This is a genomic window from Paenibacillus sp. 1001270B_150601_E10, from assembly GCF_015558675.1.
Taxonomy (GTDB): Bacteria; Bacillota; Bacilli; order Paenibacillales; family Paenibacillaceae; genus Paenibacillus_B.
Window position 1 is genome coordinate 296,941 of record NZ_JADMOL010000002.1, and the last position, 17,965, is coordinate 314,905.

The following is a 17,965-nucleotide window of genomic DNA, read 5'->3' on the forward strand; positions in this document are numbered from 1 at the left end:
AAAGAGGTAGCCTTATGGAGAAGGAGATTATAAAGAAGATCGATCATCAAGAGACCATTCGAAAAATTGCACAGAATTATGAGCAATTGGAGTGCTCGATTGTAAGCCAGCTGCGTCTTAGCTGTGACCATCATTATGTAACCATCGGAAGTTTTAGGGAAGAAGTATGGCAATCGCTGTTTGAACAAATTGTTCCTAAGAAGTTTTCCATTGAGCGTTCGGTCTTTATTATCGATTCGAATGGGCAAGTATCCAAAGAAGTCGATTTGATCATATTTGATGAGCAGTATACGCCTTATATATTTAACTATGGGAAGATTAAGTATATCCCAATTGAAGCTGTGGCGGTCGTTGTGCAGTGCAAAAGTACTCATTTGAATTTTAAACAGATTGATGGATGGGTGAAGAGTATAGAGAAGTTGAAGACATCTGGTGAATCTATTGCGAGGATGTACAGCGATGTTGTGTGCGGACAACATGCTTTGAACGCTGCTCAACAAAAGAATACGATAATTTCGGAAAAATCCAATACGACTGAGAGACCCACTCTCTTCACACAAACGTCAACAAAGCCGATTTATATTCTTTGTCATATGGATAAATCAGATTCGGGTCATAACGCAACTCTAAAATTGTTTGATATTGTGATATGCCCAGAAAAGGATCGATTGAGGACGATTGTGAAGTCCGGCAGCCTTAGCTCTTGGTATGAACAACTAAATCATGCAGATAGACAATATGAACGAACCGTGAAGAAGATGGATGCTAGCATCGGAGATGTTACGCTAGAACAATATAGAGTAGGATATTGGGAAATAGGGGAGGATTCTAATAAAACCAAAAGTGCAACTGATGGCAGTAAAAATATGAAGAAGGAAATATCTTTGCTGTCTTTGATTTTCCAACTCAACCAATTGCTAATGCTAGTTAATAATCCTATGCTATTCCCGCATCAAGCATATGTTAAAATGTTTAATAATTGCATCAATGAAACGGGTGAAAAATAAGTTTCTTGATTGGTTCGGCTGATTAGGTGCGAACCCCAAGTGCACATAAATTCCCTGGGAGATTCGCACCTGGCTCTACATAAGGCTTAAACGCTATTTAAGCTAAAACGGACATTGCAATTTGAAGCAGATAAGTGGATTCGCACTTTTTGGGCTTTGAACCCTTGTGTAGAGCGGGCTCTCAGGGCCGCTGTCGCACCTCACGTAGGTGCGTGGATTGAAATTTCGAACGGAATCGTGCCAGGCGTATTTCTAAGTGTCGCACCTCACGTAGGTGCGTGGATTGAAATGAACCCCTCCCATCCCTTTTTCAAACCCATGTCGTCGCACCTCACGTAGGTGCGTGGATTGAAATCTCAACGTTGATCATCTTTGATGGTGACCAAGCAGGTCGCACCTCACGTAGGTGCGTGGATTGAAATGCGACCTCTTCGTCAAGCTTTTCGATTTCCGTAGTCGCACCTCACGTAGGTGCGTGGATTGAAATTGCTTCGAACAATTCTACTTCCACATCTCTTCCAGTCGCACCTCACGTAGGTGCGTGGATTGAAATCATCTTTTTATTTCTATAATAGCCCAAGATGAAGTCGCACCTCACGTAGGTGCGTGGATTGAAATATTTCCGAGATTATCAAATGTATCGCCGACATATACGTCGCACCTCACGTAGGTGCGTGGATTGAAATTTTTAAAAATTCGTATAAATCAGGATTTACTTTCGTCGCACCTCACGTAGGTGCGTGGATTGAAATTGGAGCGTCTTGGAGCTTTTTCACGATGTGCACCCCGTCGCACCTCACGTAGGTGCGTGGATTGAAATAGCAATCTGATACCACGTTCCAAGCAACCTACTAGTCGCACCTCACGTAGGTGCGTGGATTGAAATGATAGCATGGAATATATCTTTGAAAAAGATAAAAAGCGTCGCACCTCACGTAGGTGCGTGGATTGAAATCAATCCGTGTAAGACGTTTGCCCGAGCCTTACGTCGCACCTCACGTAGGTGCGTGGATTGAAATAGTGGGCGTCACGTAATGGCAACATTGGCAATATGGGTCGCACCTCACGTAGGTGCGTGGATTGAAATGACGAAGAAGCATTTTTGAGTGCGCAAGGATGGGACGTCGCACCTCACGTAGGTGCGTGGATTGAAATTTTGTTCTTCGATATAGAGTATCGAAGTAAACAACAGTCGCACCTCACGTAGGTGCGTGGATTGAAATTTTTGGTTTACGATTATAGTAATGTTTTGCAAGATAAGGTCGCACCTCACGTAGGTGCGTGGATTGAAATTGATTATGGAACGAAGTATGAACCAAACAAACGTCGCACCTCACGTAGGTGCGTGGATTGAAATTCTTCGCGATCAGGCGTCAGTACAGGGCGGATTGTCGCACCTCACGTAGGTGCGTGGATTGAAATTTTCAGAGCCTTCACCGCTGCTGGATCCTCGCTCGCGTCGCACCTCACGTAGGTGCGTGGATAGAAATGTGAAATGTCCAAGCAATTACCCGCAACAGCGACCGAGAGTCGCACCTCACGTAGGTGCGTGGATTGAAATATTGAAGAAACTCTTATCATTTGAGTCGATAAATAGTCGCACCTCATGTAGGTGCGTGGATTGAAATAATGGGGTTGGATAAATTCAAAGTAAGACCACTGTCGCACCTCATGTAGGTGCGCTAATTGAACGTCGTATCGTCAAAAGACAACAAACCTATTCCTTGTGAGTTATCAATTGAAAATTGTGATCAAAAAGCGAGTGTATATGCACTCGTTTTTTTGTTTGAAAGAAAAATAAAAGGAAAATAACTCGAATATTTACTCGGAACATACATTCGCTGACAGAAAGCTGTCATCATATTCCTTTATGATAGATCTAAAGATCACAAGGGAGGGAGATCAATTCGTGACAAGAGAACAACAACTTCATCCGAATGTTATTCCTTATTGGCGTATAACTCGACTAATCTCACTTTTGAAAAAGTCCGCGATTGCAGGGATCCCCATTACTGTTCATCTCATTTGGCTGCCAACATGGACATGGATCCTATATGTCACCGTTACATATGTTTCATATTTATGGCTTACCGCTCTATTTCATATTTTCTATGGTGTACGGTATATGTATGTTCGAAGAGGATACTTGCTGACGACTGACGAGATCTTGATACGTTGGGGAAATATTTGGGCGGAGAATGTGTCTATCATTCCGCTGAGTCGTGTACAACACGTAGATATGGAGCAGGATCTAATCCAGAGAAGGCTTGGGATATCCGGTCTGGTTATCGTAACTGCAGGAGATGCAAACGGTGTTGTTGGATTGTTGGAGGCAGATACGAAGTTGCTGCAAAGACAGATAGTTGAACTTGCCAAGTTAGGAGAAACTGATGCATATCATGATTAGGCAACATCCTATAAAAGTTATTATGTACTTGTATCAGTCTATTCGTTACACGATTATTCCGTACACGCTTCTCCTATTCAATGAGATCAGAGCAGGTACAGGCGAACAGCCGTATTGGGTATATGGATTGGCAACAGCTGTTGGAATTGGGATAGCGATATGGTCTATTGTTTCATGGTGGAAAGATAGTTATCACATCGATGATGATGCAATCATCCTTCGACATGGAGTTTTTTATACCACTCAGCGAACAATTCCGCTAGAACGCATTACAAATATATCGACGGAGATGTTCTGGGTAGATAAATTGGTTCGCGCTGTAACTATACAATTGCAAACTTCTGATTCTGATGAAGCGGCAGATGCAACACTTGTGTTGACGAGTCGCCAAGCAAACCTGGTTATTTCCGCAATTAAAGAACATAGAGAGGGTTCTATTTCAAATAGCTCATATGAAAAGTCTCAAACCAATATTCTTTTTGGAATGCCTAATTGGACAGCTAGTCCTAAGGATATATGGATGAGGTCGATAAGCTCGAATACCTTTTGGCTGGGGGTGCCTTTCTGTATAAGTCTTGTAACATACCTATGGAAATGGTTAGAGCCTCCTCTTGATCATAATAATGAAACAAGTTTGGTCTATTTTTTCAAGAATGAGATGTGGAAAGAGATACTCTCGTCAGATTTTATATCTGTATTATTTGCATTGTTTGGCATCATATTTCTATGTGTGCTCGTCAGTTGGTTTGTATCCATGATAATGATGCAAATCCGTTACTACCAGTGGACTGTTGTTCGTAATAACGACAAACTAGATATTCAATACGGTTGGCATGAAAAGAAGTTGCTTTCTCTTCAAGTAAATAAAATACAGTCGATACGATTAAAAGAACACCTACTAATTCGTCCATTTGGTTATATCTCGGTGTGGATGGATTGTGTGGGATATACAGGTGAGAAGAAAGCTAGGATCTTGTTGCCTGCAATACATAAAAACAGGTTGAGAGCTGCGTTCGAGACATTGTTGCCAGAATTTGATCTTCCCATTCCAGAACGCCGCTTGCCTATGGGCAAAGAAATATACTTTATCTGGATGCCTGTTTTAACGGCTTTTCTCATCATCGTTATAGCATCGTTATTTTCTACATGGGCATGGATAGCCGCTATACTACTAACGATCGTATATGGAGTTGGGAAAAATAAATATAGATGTACGATGTGGGATACTCAACGGCAATGCATCATTGCGAAACCAGGCTTAGTAAAGACGACGGTTTATATCAAGCGAGAAGCGATACAAACCATTGATTATAGCCAGAATAGGCTCCATCGATTATTTGGAATATACCGGATCGAATTCATTCTAGATTCTCCTTCCAAGACGAATGAGTACATTTTTACAGGAGCTGAACCAGAAGATTTAACACTACTGCTCACATGGTATAAGAATGTTTGATAGATCATTGTTACATGGTAAATAAATAAGCTATAAAGATGGAGCTGGAAATATATTAAAAAGATTGGTTTGATTCTCATTTTGTGAATTGGGAGGAAAGTCCTAATATGTTGTCGAATATCCAATATTTATAGGAGTATTTCTAGGGTGTTTGTAAGGAGGGCTGGTTGTGTCTGACAAATTCATACGTCTTATGAAGATCGTCAACGCTATACAGGCGAAACCTGGAATATCTGCACTGGAACTTGCGGAAAAGTGTGAAACAACAGATCGCACGATATACCGGGATTTGCGTATGCTTGATCATGTAGCACCTGTAACAAATGAGGGCTATGGGAAAGGGTATCGTTTTATCGGCAACTTTGCCATGTACCCACTGAATTTCACGGAAGATGAGGAGTTGGTAATGTCTCTACTTCCATCATTACTGGACAAGAGTCAGCTTCCACAGGGATTTGATTCTGCTTACGATAAGGTTATGGCGGCACATGTCAAAGAGAAGCAACAGCATCGGAGCACCATGGAGCATATTGCCGATCTTATACAAATGGGTTCGCCTGCATACAAGGAAGATAGTCCAAACTATCTACTACCGATCATGGAAGCAATCATTACGGAGCACACGCTTAGGGTTGTGTACCATACACAAAGTCGCAATGAAGAAACCGAACGGAAAATTGACCCGTACTGTCTGGTACCAAGGGAGCAAAGGTTCTATTTAGTGGCTTATTGTCATCGATCGAACCAGGTGCGGATGTTCCGTATGAGCCGATTTCGAAGTGTAACGATGACAGATGAGCGCTTTAACAAACATGATTTCAATATTCATCACTACATGAAACATACCTGGTCTGTATACCGAGGAGATCATTTTATTACATTTAAGATCAAGTTTCAGGCAGATGTAGCTAGATACATCAAGGAAGAAGAAATGTTCGTACGACCGCGTATGACGGATTTGCCAGACGGTAGCATGCTGTTTGAAGTAACGGTCAATCACGATTGGGATTTTCTCAATTGGGTCAGACAATATGGACCTTCCGCAGAGATTTTGGAACCAAGGGAGTATCGAGACCTTTTTAAGGAGCAGCTAAAAAGATGGATGGAAGTGTATAACTGATTTAAGCTGGAAGTTGATGATCAAATGATATTGATGGCATAGAAAGAGATGAGGTGCCAGTGTGAGATCGATCGCCCATATTCGTGAAAGAGATGGAATTGTACAAACGGTGGAAACTCATTTGTTAGAAGTAAAAGCGCTAGCAGAAAGCTATGGTGAGAAGTTGAACATCAGACATGTGGCAGGTCTGGCAGGAATGCTGCATGACATGGGAAAATACACAAACAAATTTAGTGAGTACATCGTAGCTGCCACAAGCAATTCTGTTGTTCTTAAGCCGAAAAGAGGGGAAGTAGACCACTCTACTGCTGGCGGCAAATTGCTATATGAATGGTTCCATACGAAAAATATAAGCAAGTTGAAAGGCATTCTTGCCGAGGTTGTAGGAAATGCTATTATCTCACATCATTCCTATTTGAAAGATTATTTAAGTCCTGATTTACAATCTGATTATCTGAAACGTGTTCGAGATAAAGTCAAGGGATTAGAAGAATATGAGCACAGTAAAGAAGCTTTCTTCAATAAGGTAATGTGCGAGCAAGAATTTCATGACTATGTTGATCAAGCAGCGCTTGAATTGGAGACATTTTTGACCGTTCCCTCATCTGGAAGTATTGAGATGAAACTGATGTTTCTCACGAAAGTTATTTTTAGCATGCTGATTGATGCCGACCGTACAAATACGAGGATGTTTGAGGAAAATAAACCACATGAGTCGGCAATTGACACGATGAAATTATTTGACACTTATTACAAGCGTTTAACGGCAAAAGTAAACTCTTTTAAGAAAGCAAAATTTGCAACTTCTCCAATTAACGTTCTTAGAAGTGGGATGTCCGAGCAATGTGATCAATTTGCTTCGAATCCATCAGGCATCTATACATTGTCGATTCCTACAGGAGGCGGTAAGACATTAGCTAGTTTAAGATATGCATTAAAGCATGCCCTGGAATATGGTAAAAAACGCATCGTCTATATAGTTCCTTTTACAACCATAATCGAACAGAATGCGGAAGAGATTCGAAAAGTATTACAGGATAGAGAGCACGTTTTAGAGCATCATTCCAACGTCATTGAGGATATAGATGATAACGACGAGAATCAGGATGGAATGACCACCACCCAGCAAAAGTTAAAGCTGGCAAAGGATAATTGGGATGCACCGATCATTTTTACAACGATGGTGCAATTTCTGAATGTGTTCTATGCCAAGGGCAGCAGGAACATCCGGAGACTACACAATCTATGTGAAGCCGTCATCATTTTTGACGAGGTGCAAAAGGTACCGACACCTTGCATTTCATTGTTTAATCATGCATTGAATTTCTTGAAGGATTATGGCCAATCAAGCCTGGTGCTTTGTACAGCTACTCAGCCAGCGCTGCATTATGTCGAACAGAAGCTAGATATCAATACGGATGCTGAAATGATCAACCATATCGATGATGTGAATGCAGCCTTTAAACGTGTGAAAATGGTAGATAAAGCGACAGATGAACAATTTACGACTGATAAACTAGCAGAATTTATTCGAAAACTTCAGGAAGAAGTACGAAGTGTGCTTATTATTTTAAATACAAAATCGGTTGTTAAAGAGTTGTATCAGCAGTTAGTAGAGCGAGAAGCTACATCTGGTATAGAGGGCTGCTTCTTTTATCATTTAAGTACATCCATGTGTGCTGCTCATAGAAATGCAATCTTGGACAAAGTAAAGGCGCATCTATCGAAGCAGGAGAAGGTTATTTGTGTGAGTACGCAGCTTATCGAAGCAGGTGTCGATGTAAGCTTTGATTGTGTTGTCCGGTCATTGGCTGGACTGGACTCTATCGCACAAGCAGCAGGCCGATGCAACCGACATGGGAAGGATGATATCCGGAACGTGTACATGATTGATCATGAGGAAGAGAATTTGAAGCATCTGAAAGAGATTAAAAAGGGTAAGGAAATAACACGTAAGATGCTTAAAATGATGAAGCGGGATTCATCTGCTTATGGAGGTGACATTTTGTCACGTCAAGCGATGGAACGCTACTTTGCAGACTATTATTTGGAGTTGAAGACGGATCTAAACTATCATATCCATACGTTGAAAAAGAATATGACTGAGCTGTTGTTTGAAAGTAAGAGGGATGCGGATTCTAACTATCAAGCTTATTTTAACGAAAAGGAAGAAAAGCTGCCTTTATTCATTGCGAACAGCTATGGAACGGCGGCAGAGCATTTCACCGTTATCGATGATCACACGGCGTCAGTCATTGTTCCTTATGGTGAGGGGGAAGACATTATTGCAAAGTTGAATGGCGGCGGATCAATTGAGGATTGGTCTCGGTTGCTGAGAAGAGCCCAGCACTACATGGTTAATCTTTATCGGTATGAGATTGATCATTTGGATCGCAGCGGGGGATTAGAAAGTTGCCTCGACGGGAAAGTGTTGGTGTTAAAGGAAGGAGCCTATAGCGAACAATTCGGAGTCGATATAGAGAATGATAGTCCTATGGGACTGTTGCTTGGATAATAACATGCCGAAACCTACCTTTGATTTAAGATAGGTTTCCTAATTAAACAACGTATATTTCAATCCACGCTGAAATTAGCGACGATTTATTATAGCATATTTCAACATTTAGCAAATACGATTACCTTCTATATTTGCTTTAAAGTCACTAAATATTCATACGATGTTTTATTAGATTATTGAATGGGAGATAGTATGCGTTTACTATGGGATTATAGGGAAAATAAGGAAGGTGACGATGAGGTGAGAAACAGTATTGAGTTCGAAGTATTTGGCGACTACGCACTATTTACCGATCCTTTAACAAAGCTAGGCGGAGAGAAGTTGAGTTACCAAGTACCAACATACCAGGCACTCAAAGGAATAATCGAATCAATATACTGGAAACCGACTTTGCTTTTTATAGTGGACGAAGTTCGTATTATGAAGCCGATCCGCATGGAGTCGAAAGGAATTAGGCCAATCGACTACGGAGGGGGGAATACATTAGCTAACTACACGTACCTTAGAGATGTTCGTTACCAAGTGAGAGCTCATTTTATCTTCAATCCTCATCGGCCGGATATGGCCTATGACCGCAACGAGCATAAGCATCACAACATATTGAAGCGATCCTTAAAAGCAGGTGGTCGAAGAGATATTTTCCTAGGTGCTAGAGAATGTCAAGGGTATGTTGAACCGTGTGAATTTGGTTCAGGTGAAGGATTTTACGATAATTACGACGGTGATATTCATTTCGGAACGATGGTGCATGGGATTAATTACCCGGATGAGACGGGGAGAAATCAGATGGAGACACGACTTTGGAATCCAGTCATGAGAGATGGCATCATTCGATTTAAAACACCTGAGGAATGTACACAAGTTCGTAAAGTCGCGGATATGCAGCCTAAAGCATTTAATGAATCAAATGTTAAATCCGTTGATGAACTGTTTGCACAAATCGAAGAGGGGGGGAATCCATGAGTTGGCTGTTAAATTTGTATGAAACCTATGAGTCTAATTTGGATCGGGTAGGCAAGGTTGAGAAGAAAAATAATGACCAAGAATACACCCTGCTGCCAATATCACATACGACCCAAACGGCCCATATTGAAGTGACGGTTACGGAAAGTGGTGAATTCTTTACTGCCGAAGTCATTGACAAGAGCGATGGCAACACACTGATCCCGTGTACAGAAGACTCGGCAAGCCGGGCAGGATCTAAAGTTGCTCCTTATCCGCTGCATGATAAGTTGAGCTATGTAGCTGGTGATTTCACTGCATATGGTGATGTAGTAAAGAAGGAAGATCCATTTCAAGCCTATATCGAGCAATTGGAAGATTGGGCGACATCGCCGTATGCGCATCCCCATGTTAAGAGTATTTACAAGTACTTGAGTAAACGTCGATTGATTCAGGACTTGGTGAAGGAAGGTAAATTAGCATTAGATGCAGAGAGTCATTTAATTGGCAAATGGGATAAGAAGTATATGACGATGTACCCTGAAAAGCCGGAGATTTTCTCGTCACTGACAGGTGAGCAGGAAAGTGCGTTTATTCGGTTTACGGTTTATTCATCGGATAAGCCATTGGAAAAAGTATGGAAAAACACGGAGATGTATGAATCCTTCATCCAATTCTATAGCCATAAGCTTGGAGACAAGAAGCTTTGCTACGTAACAGGGGAAATGCTCCCTAGTACCGATAAGCATGCAAATAAAATAAGAAATGCGGCAGATAAAGCCAAATTGATCTCATCCAATGATACTAGCGGTTTTACGTATAGAGGACGGTTTAGTGACAGCAAGGAAGTTGCCAGCATCAGCTATGAAGTATCTCAAAAGGCACACAACGCCTTGAAGTGGCTAATTAACCGGCAGGGGAAAATCATTGATAACCGTGTCTTTTTGGTGTGGACAAATGATTTGCAAAGAGTTCCTGCTCCAGAAGAAGACACGTTTGACCTTGATTTTACGCCAACTGCCGCCATCCAAATAGAATCCTTTACGAACAAGCCGCTCGCTGCCGAACTAGCAAAGGCACTAGAAGGCTATAAAAATCGGTTGGCTGATTCCAAGTCTAATGTGAATCTACTAATCCTTGATTCTGCAACGACAGGACGTATGGCCGTACTCTACTATCGGAATATGGACAAGGAGTTGTATTTTAATCGACTTATCGAGTGGCACTCAACTTGTGTATGGCTGCATCGTTACAGAAAGAATCAGGATGGGGAATATCCACAATTTTTAGGAGCGCCAGCTACAAAGGATATCGCTTTTGCAGCCTATGGTTCGAAGGCGAATGACAAAGTTGTAAAAGGTTTAATGGAACGTATGCTGCCCTGCATTGTAGATGGCAGAGCCATACCGACTGATATTATCAAAAGTGCTATTCATAGGGCGTCAAACCCTGTATCTATGGAAAAATGGGAATGGGAGAAGACGTTAAGCATCGCATGCGCCTTAGTTAATAAAGAGGAGGGATACAAGGTGGCTTTGGACAAGGAGAATGATGATAGAAGTTATTTGTTTGGTCGATTGTTGGCGGTAGCAGATATTCTGGAGAGACGTGCATTGGGGAAGGATGAGACCCGGGCAACAAACGCCATTCGCTATATGAATTCATTCGCGCAGCATCCTGAAAGAACATGGAAAGTTATACAAGCAAGTTTACAGCCTTATCAAGCTCGATTGGGTGTAAAAGGTTATGATCTATCCAAATTGATGGATGAAATTTTATCAACCTTTAAATATGAAGATTTCAATGACAAACCGTTATCTGGAAAATATTTATTGGGGCTTTCTAGTCAAAGACATGATTATTTCCAAGGAAAAAAGAAAAATGAAAGCTCTATAGACGAATCTATTCAAGAGGAGATGTAGACACATGACAACATTAAACCATAAAATTGACTTCGCAATTGTATTTTCCGTAACAAAGGCAAATCCAAATGGTGATCCGCTAAACGGCAACCGTCCACGTCAAAATTATGACGGTCATGGTGAAATTTCTGATGTGGCGATTAAACGCAAGATTAGAAATCGTTTGCAGGATATGGGTGAATCGATTTTTGTTCAATCCAACGACCGAAATACGGATGAGTTTAAGTCTCTAAGAGAACGTGCTGAGGCTAATGCAGCATTAGCTAAAATTATGAAAGCTAAAGACGGTTCAAGCGAAGAGTTTGCACAGTTGGCATGCGAGGAATGGATTGATGTTCGAAGTTTTGGACAAGTATTCGCCTTTAAAGGTGGAGCAGATAAAGGAGTATCCGTTGGTGTGCGTGGGCCCGTGTCCATTCATACAGCTACCAGCATAGCACCTATTGACATCACGAGCATGCAGATTACAAAAAGCGTGAACTCTGAACCTGGTAAGGATAAAGGCTCAGACACGATGGGGATGAAGCATCGTGTAGACTATGGCGTATATGTGTGCAAAGGAAGCATCAATACACAATTAGCGGAGAAAACGGGATTTACGATTGAGGATGCAGATAAGATTAAGCAAGCACTTGTAACTCTATTTGAAAATGATGCTTCTTCTGCACGGCCTGACGGAAGCATGGAGGTAATTAAGGTGTACTGGTGGGAGCATCAATCGAAGCTTGGTCAGTATTCCTCAGCCAAAGTCCATCGTTCGTTAACCGTGACCGCAAATAAGGAAGAGCCAAAAACGTTTGAAGATTATACGATTTCTATGAATGAACTTGAAGGATTAAAGGTTGAGGTACTCGATGGTCAATAATGATGAAGATCATTATTTGATGTTGTCTGGCATTCAACATTTCCAGTTCTGTAAACGGCAATGGGCTTTGATTCATATCGAACAGCAATGGGAAGAGAATGTGAAGACGATCGAAGGACAGCATCTCCATCGAAATGCAGATCAACCGTTTACGAGAGAGAAGCGCGGTGATAAGCTCGTTGTCCGCTCCATGGCCGTAAAGTCACATGAGCTGAAGCTATCAGGAATTTGTGACATCGTAGAGTTTATTCAAGATCCTGACGGTGTTGAGATCTATGGAGCGGATGGTAAATACTTGGCGTACCCGATTGAGTATAAGCGCGGCAAGCCGAAGAAGGATGAGTCGGATGTACTGCAATTGGCTGCACAAGCGTTATGCCTGGAAGAGATGCTGCTTTGTGAAGTGAAGACAGGGTATATTTTTTATCAAGAGATTAAGCACAGAATTGAAGTTCCGCTAACGGCAGCTATCAAACAGATGGTACGGTCAATAGCAGCAGAAATGCAGGACTATTATAATCGTAAACATACTCCTAAAGTAAAAACAGGGACGTTCTGTAAAAATTGTTCACTTCATTCGATTTGTCTGCCCGCGTTGATGAATAAACGGACGGTTCGAAGTTATATTGAAGGGAAGATTACAGAATGAAGCGACTTCTGAATACATTATATATCACGCAACAGGATATTTATTTGTCATTAGATGGCGATAACATTATGTTAACGAGGGAACAGGAGAAATTAGGTAGGTTCCCCTTGCATAATATAGAGTCCATCGTGTCGTTTGGGTATACAGGCGCTAGTCCTGCATTGATGGGGTATTGCGCAGATCGGAATATCGCGATTACCTTTTTAACCATGAGCGGTAGATTCTTGGCAAGAGTGATTGGACAGAGCAAGGGAAATGTTGTTTTAAGGAAAAAGCAATACCTTCTATCAGAAGATGAGACTATGTCCACGAAAATAGCTCGTAATTTTATTGTAGCTAAGATTTACAATCATAAATGGATGATTGAGAGAATGACCAGGGATTATCCGATGCGAATCGATGTGGCAGAATTTAAAGACATCAGCCAACACCTGTCGTCTAGTATGCTAGAGGTTAGGGCCTGTGAGGATCTAGAGCGGCTGAGAGGATTAGAGGGACAAGCCGCTGTGAGTTACAACAGGGGATTTGGCAAGATGATCCTGCAGCAAACAGACGATTTTTATTTTCATTCCCGTTCCCGAAGACCTCCGTTAGATAACGTAAATGCGATGCTTTCCTTTGCTTATACATTGCTGGCTAATGATACTGCGTCTGCTTTAGAAGCAGTAGGCCTGGATGCTTATGTTGGTTTTCTGCATAGGGATCGACCGGGACGAGCTTCTCTCGCATTGGATGTGATGGAAGAGCTTAGGGGTGTCTACGCAGACAAGTTTGTCCTAACCTTAATCAATAAGAGAATCGTAAACAAGGATGATTTCTTTAAAAAAGAAAATGGTGCGGTATTGTTGACAGAGGAAGCCAGAAAGAAATTTTTGGCGGCATGGCAAAATAAAAAGCAAGAGAAGATGATGCATCCCTATCTGGGAGAGAAAATATCTTGGGGATTAGTACCGCATTCACAAGCATTATTACTTGCTCGATATCTGCGCAATGATCTAGATGAATACCCGCCATTTTTGTGGAAGTAGGTGCCAAGATTGTTGGTGTTAATCACTTACGATGTTCACACGGTTGATAGTGAAGGTCAAAGAAGACTGCGAATGGTCGCGAAGACGTGTCAAAACTATGGCCAGAGAGTTCAGCATTCTGTCTTTGAATGTATTGTAGATGCGGCACAATTCACTAGCCTAAAAATACAACTTGCCGAGATTATTGATCCAACGAAGGATAGTCTTCGATTCTATCAGATGGGCAATAACTATAAAAATAAAGTTGAGCATATCGGCGTGAAAGAATCTATTGATTTGGAAGGACCGCTCATTTTGTAGCCTGAGTATATGGTGCGAATGTATAGTGCCCATGAAATCCCAGGGACATTCGCACCATGAATTTCCCATTTTATTACCATTATATATGAGATATGATATGAGAATGATCATTACTAGAGTGAAAATATCAAAAAATTGATCGTTAATTTGTGATTTTTTGATCGAATTCGTGGTTATTGCTCGATTTTCGCTGTCGCACCTCATGTAGGTGCGTGGATTGAAATCAACACTTGTGCAAGGAATGTTAACTTTTTTTGCCGTCGCACCTCATGTAGGTGCGTGGATTGAAATCCATGTGCATCCTCCTTATAGGTGAAAACTATCGTCGCACCTCATGTAGGTGCGTGGATTGAAATATTCCGAGGATTAGTAGAAAGCAAGTCTTGCATGTCGCACCTCATGTAGGTGCGTGGATTGAAATTTAAAACTCTTCCAGAAATATGCGTATGCCCTTAGTCGCACCTCATGTAGGTGCGTGGATTGAAATTTACAAGCATTTTAAGGGCTATCAAGCTTCTTCCAGTCGCACCTCATGTAGGTGCGTGGATTGAAATAATGATACCAATCAGCAGACATACAACAAGAATAGTCGCACCTCATGTAGGTGCGTGGATTGAAATCGTTTCAGCTAAGCCTGGCGGACTCTTGGACGGTCAGTCGCACCTCATGTAGGTGCGTGGATTGAAATCGTAACTTGTTTGTCATCTTTTACTTTTTCCCAGTCGCACCTCATGTAGGTGCGTGGATTGAAATTATTTCGATGTGGTCTATCAGAAGAATATCATACGTCGCACCTCATGTAGGTGCGTGGATTGAAATCCGTAATCCGTCACAGCAGCAAACATGCCCGTTGAGTCGCACCTCATGTAGGTGCGTGGATTGAAATAATTTGCCTGTAGCAACTGCTGGTGATCGTCTGTCGTCGCACCTCATGTAGGTGCGTGGATTGAAATTCGATGATCTTGATCTTCTCGTCATCGAACATGCGTCGCACCTCATGTAGGTGCGTGGATTGAAATTCGATGATCTTGATCTTCTCGTCATCGAACATGCCGTCGCACCTCATGTAGGTGCGTGGATTGAAATACGGAAATCGTTATTGCTATTAAGGACATCATCAGGTCGCACCTCATGTAGGTGCGTGGATTGAAATTTCGAATTGCGGCAGCACCCTAATACCGTTGACGCCGTCGCACCTCATGTAGGTGCGTGGATTGAAATCTGGTATACGTTGTGGATCTGCTTCTGCAGCTTCTTGTCGCACCTCATGTAGGTGCGTGGATTGAAATGGCAAGACACCCTCTTCAATTGAGGATATTTCGGCGTCGCACCTCATGTAGGTGCGTGGATTGAAATAAAGGTTATTGAGTTGAAACGGGGCAAGGATGGTGTCGCACCTCATGTAGGTGCGTGGATTGAAATTTGGATCAAAATGTCGTTTTGTTCGATGGGGTTGCGGTCGCACCTCATGTAGGTGCGTGGATTGAAATACCTCCTTGTTAGGGTATACGACGTGACTAACGGGTCGCACCTCATGTAGGTGCGTGGATTGAAATCGTTCGTTTCTCGGGTGTAGTCAAAGGATGTTCGATCGTCGCACCTCATGTAGGTGCGTGGATTGAAATTTAATTTGCAAGAAGGTCGTTATTATACATGGAATGGTCGCACCTCATGTAGGTGCGTGGATTGAAATGACGAAGAAGCATTTTTGAGTGCGCAAGGATGGGACAAGTCGCACCTCATGTAGGTGCGTGGATTGAAATTAACACATCGAGCAGCAAAGGCAGAAGTAAGAACTCGTCGCACCTCATGTAGGTGCGTGGATTGAAATACGTTGAAGCTGTGTTTCCAATGTGCTAAATATTGTCGCACCTCATGTAGGTGCGTGGATTGAAATTGGAGCCTTCAATTTCCAGGATACCCTTTGAGCCCGTCGCACCTCATGTAGGTGCGTGGATTGAAATATACAAATAGTTAGCACTTAAACTCACGCTTCGTCGCACCTCATGTAGGTGCGTGGATTGAAATGAGTCTTACAACGACTTGTTCTTTACAGCCCTTCGTCGCACCTCATGTAGGTGCGTGGATTGAAATGGTGGGATGTTAAAAAACGTACAGGGTGTATTGGGGTCGTACCTCATGCATGGATAAATCATCCGATCTTGGTTGACAATCCGACCGATATAAAAGCGCTAGTATTTTTCATTTCAAATGTTGACAAATGTTGACTGAGTTGGAGATAATAAATAAGACCTAGGTGAAATATTGGAAGTAGTTATACATAGCTAATCTCAAGTGAGTCTCATTAACTATTTGCTCTACTCTTTATTTGAATATATGATCATATATTTTTAAGTATTATTTCTAGATAACTTTTTTAACTCTCAATAAAAATATGATTAAGCAGGTGATCAAGTGAGCTTTTTAGACAAGTTCAAAAAGGGAGTTGCAGAAGCTGGAACGTTAGCAAAAGTAACGGTTGAGGTTAACCGATTGAAGCTGCAGATCTCCAATAAAAAAAAAGAAATACAGGAGTACTATTTGCGCATAGGGGAAGCCGTATTCCAAATTCGTCAAGAAGCCGAGTCCGAAGATAAGCTTGCTGCAATCGACGAATGGTGCAGTCAGATCTTGGGCATTCAAGCGGAGATTAAAGAGCTTGAGCTAAAGATTAATGAACTTAGCAATGAGAAGACGTGCGGATGTGGAAAGGTATTGCCAGTTGATGCGAAGTTCTGCGTATCATGTGGACATAAGTTCGAAGAAGTCATTGTCGTGCAATCAGAGCCTGAGCAAGAAGCAACGGCAACGTGTCCTTCTTGCCATCAAGTGATACAGAGTGACGCAAAATTCTGTGGAAGCTGCGGCTTCACCTTATCGTAGGAGGAGAATATGCAACAATTTTCCAACGTCCTTCGGGAATATCGCAAATGGATTCTTGCTATTCCGTTTGTTAATGTGATTATACCTTTTGCACTTTATATTTTGTTTGGGTCTATTGCAGTCGATTTTTTGTGTAAACTGATTTTGACGATCTTCCCTCGGATCTATGGTTATGGAATCTATTCTATGATTTCGATTTTAGATTCACTAGCTTACTTTGGTTTTTGGATAGGCTTTTGGCTGGTCCTTGCAACGAAAGAGATGAAATTAGCCCCGTACGCTCTCTTTGCAACGGTGTTCGTTACAATTTTTCCATTTACGAGCTTTTCTCTATTCACCGTTCTAAAGGCAGTGATCTTTATCTGGCTGGGCTATCAGCTTCTTAAGTTCACGGCATCTTCCAGTTATTCAGAGGGTAATGAGAGTGGAATGTCGATCTAAGCATTGGAATCATAGTCGTGTTCGTGTTTACGGTGCGTGGTCAAGCCCCCATTTAGTGGACACTGAAAAACGCCTAGACCAGAAGCTGGCGCCGGTTCTGACCGGGCGTCAGCTTCTTTCGTCTTCGTTGTGGTAGATATTGGTTGTAAAAATGAATTTATTCTTCTCTTCACCTTTGAGCTCCGCCTCTTTCTTTTGACTCGATTTATATCCTGTATCCCTAAATAGTCAATGATTTGCCGAAATGGTCATTCCTGACCTACATCTGGATTGAATAGCTTCCATTTTAAATTCTTCTGAAAAACTAATACTTTGCAAAACAAGAAGCAGCAAGCCTTTGAGGCTTGTTGCTTTTCTTTTTCATCACACACACATCAGCAATTTGATAGGTTTTAACAGATTCATTTCGATTGTTTATAACATAGTT

General features: G+C 41.8%; 13 protein-coding genes and 2 CRISPR repeat arrays. All 13 genes read left to right on the forward strand.

Translation table 11 applies throughout. From position 1 onward, the window contains the following. Positions 1–14: 14 nt before the first annotated feature. Positions 15–1,007 carry a DUF6602 domain-containing protein gene (locus I2H74_RS06330; RefSeq protein ID WP_195572557.1) on the forward strand — a complete coding sequence of 331 codons (993 nt, stop codon included), beginning with the start codon at positions 15–17 and terminating at the stop codon, positions 1,005–1,007. Positions 1,008–1,199: 192 nt separating this feature from the next. Next, positions 1,200–2,700: direct repeats of the CRISPR family, unit length 32 nt; unit sequence GTCGCACCTCACGTAGGTGCGTGGATTGAAAT. Between the two features lie 216 nt (positions 2,701–2,916). Next, the gene (locus I2H74_RS25100) at positions 2,917–3,414 is read left to right on the forward strand and encodes a PH domain-containing protein (RefSeq protein ID WP_195572558.1); all 498 of its coding nucleotides are present in this window, start codon (positions 2,917–2,919) and stop codon (positions 3,412–3,414) included. Further along, entirely contained in the window at positions 3,398–4,870 is a 1,473-nt protein-coding gene (locus I2H74_RS06340; RefSeq protein ID WP_195572559.1) for a PH domain-containing protein, read from the forward strand. Before I2H74_RS25100 ends, I2H74_RS06340 begins: the two co-directional genes overlap by 17 nt. Before the next feature lie 169 nt (positions 4,871–5,039). Then, positions 5,040–5,990 carry a helix-turn-helix transcriptional regulator gene (locus I2H74_RS06345; protein WP_195572560.1) on the forward strand — a complete coding sequence of 317 codons (951 nt, stop codon included), beginning with the start codon at positions 5,040–5,042 and terminating at the stop codon, positions 5,988–5,990. 61 nt (positions 5,991–6,051) lie between these two features. Next, a complete protein-coding gene (gene cas3, locus I2H74_RS06350; RefSeq protein ID WP_195572562.1) occupies positions 6,052–8,505 on the forward strand; it encodes a CRISPR-associated helicase Cas3' in 2,454 nt (817 codons plus the stop codon). Positions 8,506–8,748: 243 nt separating this feature from the next. Then, positions 8,749–9,471, forward strand: coding sequence for a type I-C CRISPR-associated protein Cas5c (gene cas5c, locus I2H74_RS06355; protein ID WP_195572563.1), 723 nt, complete (start codon positions 8,749–8,751; stop codon positions 9,469–9,471). Next, positions 9,468–11,372: a type I-C CRISPR-associated protein Cas8c/Csd1 gene (gene cas8c / locus I2H74_RS06360; protein WP_195572565.1), complete on the forward strand. Its 1,905-nt coding sequence runs from the start codon at positions 9,468–9,470 to the stop codon at positions 11,370–11,372. Before cas5c ends, cas8c begins: the two co-directional genes overlap by 4 nt. A 4-nt stretch (positions 11,373–11,376) precedes the next feature. Next, positions 11,377–12,237 carry a type I-C CRISPR-associated protein Cas7/Csd2 gene (gene cas7c / locus I2H74_RS06365; RefSeq protein ID WP_195572567.1) on the forward strand — a complete coding sequence of 287 codons (861 nt, stop codon included), beginning with the start codon at positions 11,377–11,379 and terminating at the stop codon, positions 12,235–12,237. Beyond that, positions 12,227–12,886: a CRISPR-associated protein Cas4 gene (gene cas4 / locus I2H74_RS06370; RefSeq protein WP_195572569.1), complete on the forward strand. Its 660-nt coding sequence runs from the start codon at positions 12,227–12,229 to the stop codon at positions 12,884–12,886. Before cas7c ends, cas4 begins: the two co-directional genes overlap by 11 nt. Beyond that, positions 12,883–13,914, forward strand: coding sequence for a type I-C CRISPR-associated endonuclease Cas1c (gene cas1c, locus I2H74_RS06375; RefSeq protein WP_195572571.1), 1,032 nt, complete (start codon positions 12,883–12,885; stop codon positions 13,912–13,914). The genes cas4 and cas1c overlap by 4 nt, the downstream gene beginning before the upstream one ends. 9 nt (positions 13,915–13,923) lie before the next feature. After that, positions 13,924–14,214 carry a CRISPR-associated endonuclease Cas2 gene (gene cas2, locus I2H74_RS06380; protein WP_195573396.1) on the forward strand — a complete coding sequence of 97 codons (291 nt, stop codon included), beginning with the start codon at positions 13,924–13,926 and terminating at the stop codon, positions 14,212–14,214. Positions 14,215–14,406: 192 nt separating this feature from the next. Continuing rightward, a CRISPR array of direct repeats spans positions 14,407–16,308; the repeat unit is 32 nt; unit sequence GTCGCACCTCATGTAGGTGCGTGGATTGAAAT. 321 nt (positions 16,309–16,629) lie between these two features. Continuing rightward, positions 16,630–17,097 (forward strand): zinc ribbon domain-containing protein, encoded by a 468-nt coding sequence (locus I2H74_RS25105; RefSeq protein WP_195572573.1) that lies wholly within the window; start codon positions 16,630–16,632, stop codon positions 17,095–17,097. A gap of 9 nt (positions 17,098–17,106) precedes the next feature. Continuing rightward, positions 17,107–17,538 carry a hypothetical protein gene (locus I2H74_RS06390; protein ID WP_195572575.1) on the forward strand — a complete coding sequence of 144 codons (432 nt, stop codon included), beginning with the start codon at positions 17,107–17,109 and terminating at the stop codon, positions 17,536–17,538. Positions 17,539–17,965: the final 427 nt, after the last annotated feature.

What these genes read in the sequence shown, in the direction of transcription:
- I2H74_RS06330 (WP_195572557.1), top strand. Translation starts at nt 15, where the DNA reads ATGGAGAAGGAGATTATAAAGAAGATCGATCATCAAGAGACCATTCGA.
- I2H74_RS06340 (WP_195572559.1), top strand. Translation starts at nt 3,398, where the DNA reads ATGCATATCATGATTAGGCAACATCCTATAAAAGTTATTATGTACTTG.
- cas8c (WP_195572565.1), top strand. Translation starts at nt 9,468, where the DNA reads ATGAGTTGGCTGTTAAATTTGTATGAAACCTATGAGTCTAATTTGGAT.
- cas7c (WP_195572567.1), top strand. Translation starts at nt 11,377, where the DNA reads ATGACAACATTAAACCATAAAATTGACTTCGCAATTGTATTTTCCGTA.
- cas4 (WP_195572569.1), top strand. Translation starts at nt 12,227, where the DNA reads ATGGTCAATAATGATGAAGATCATTATTTGATGTTGTCTGGCATTCAA.
- cas1c (WP_195572571.1), top strand. Translation starts at nt 12,883, where the DNA reads ATGAAGCGACTTCTGAATACATTATATATCACGCAACAGGATATTTAT.
- I2H74_RS06390 (WP_195572575.1), top strand. Translation starts at nt 17,107, where the DNA reads ATGCAACAATTTTCCAACGTCCTTCGGGAATATCGCAAATGGATTCTT.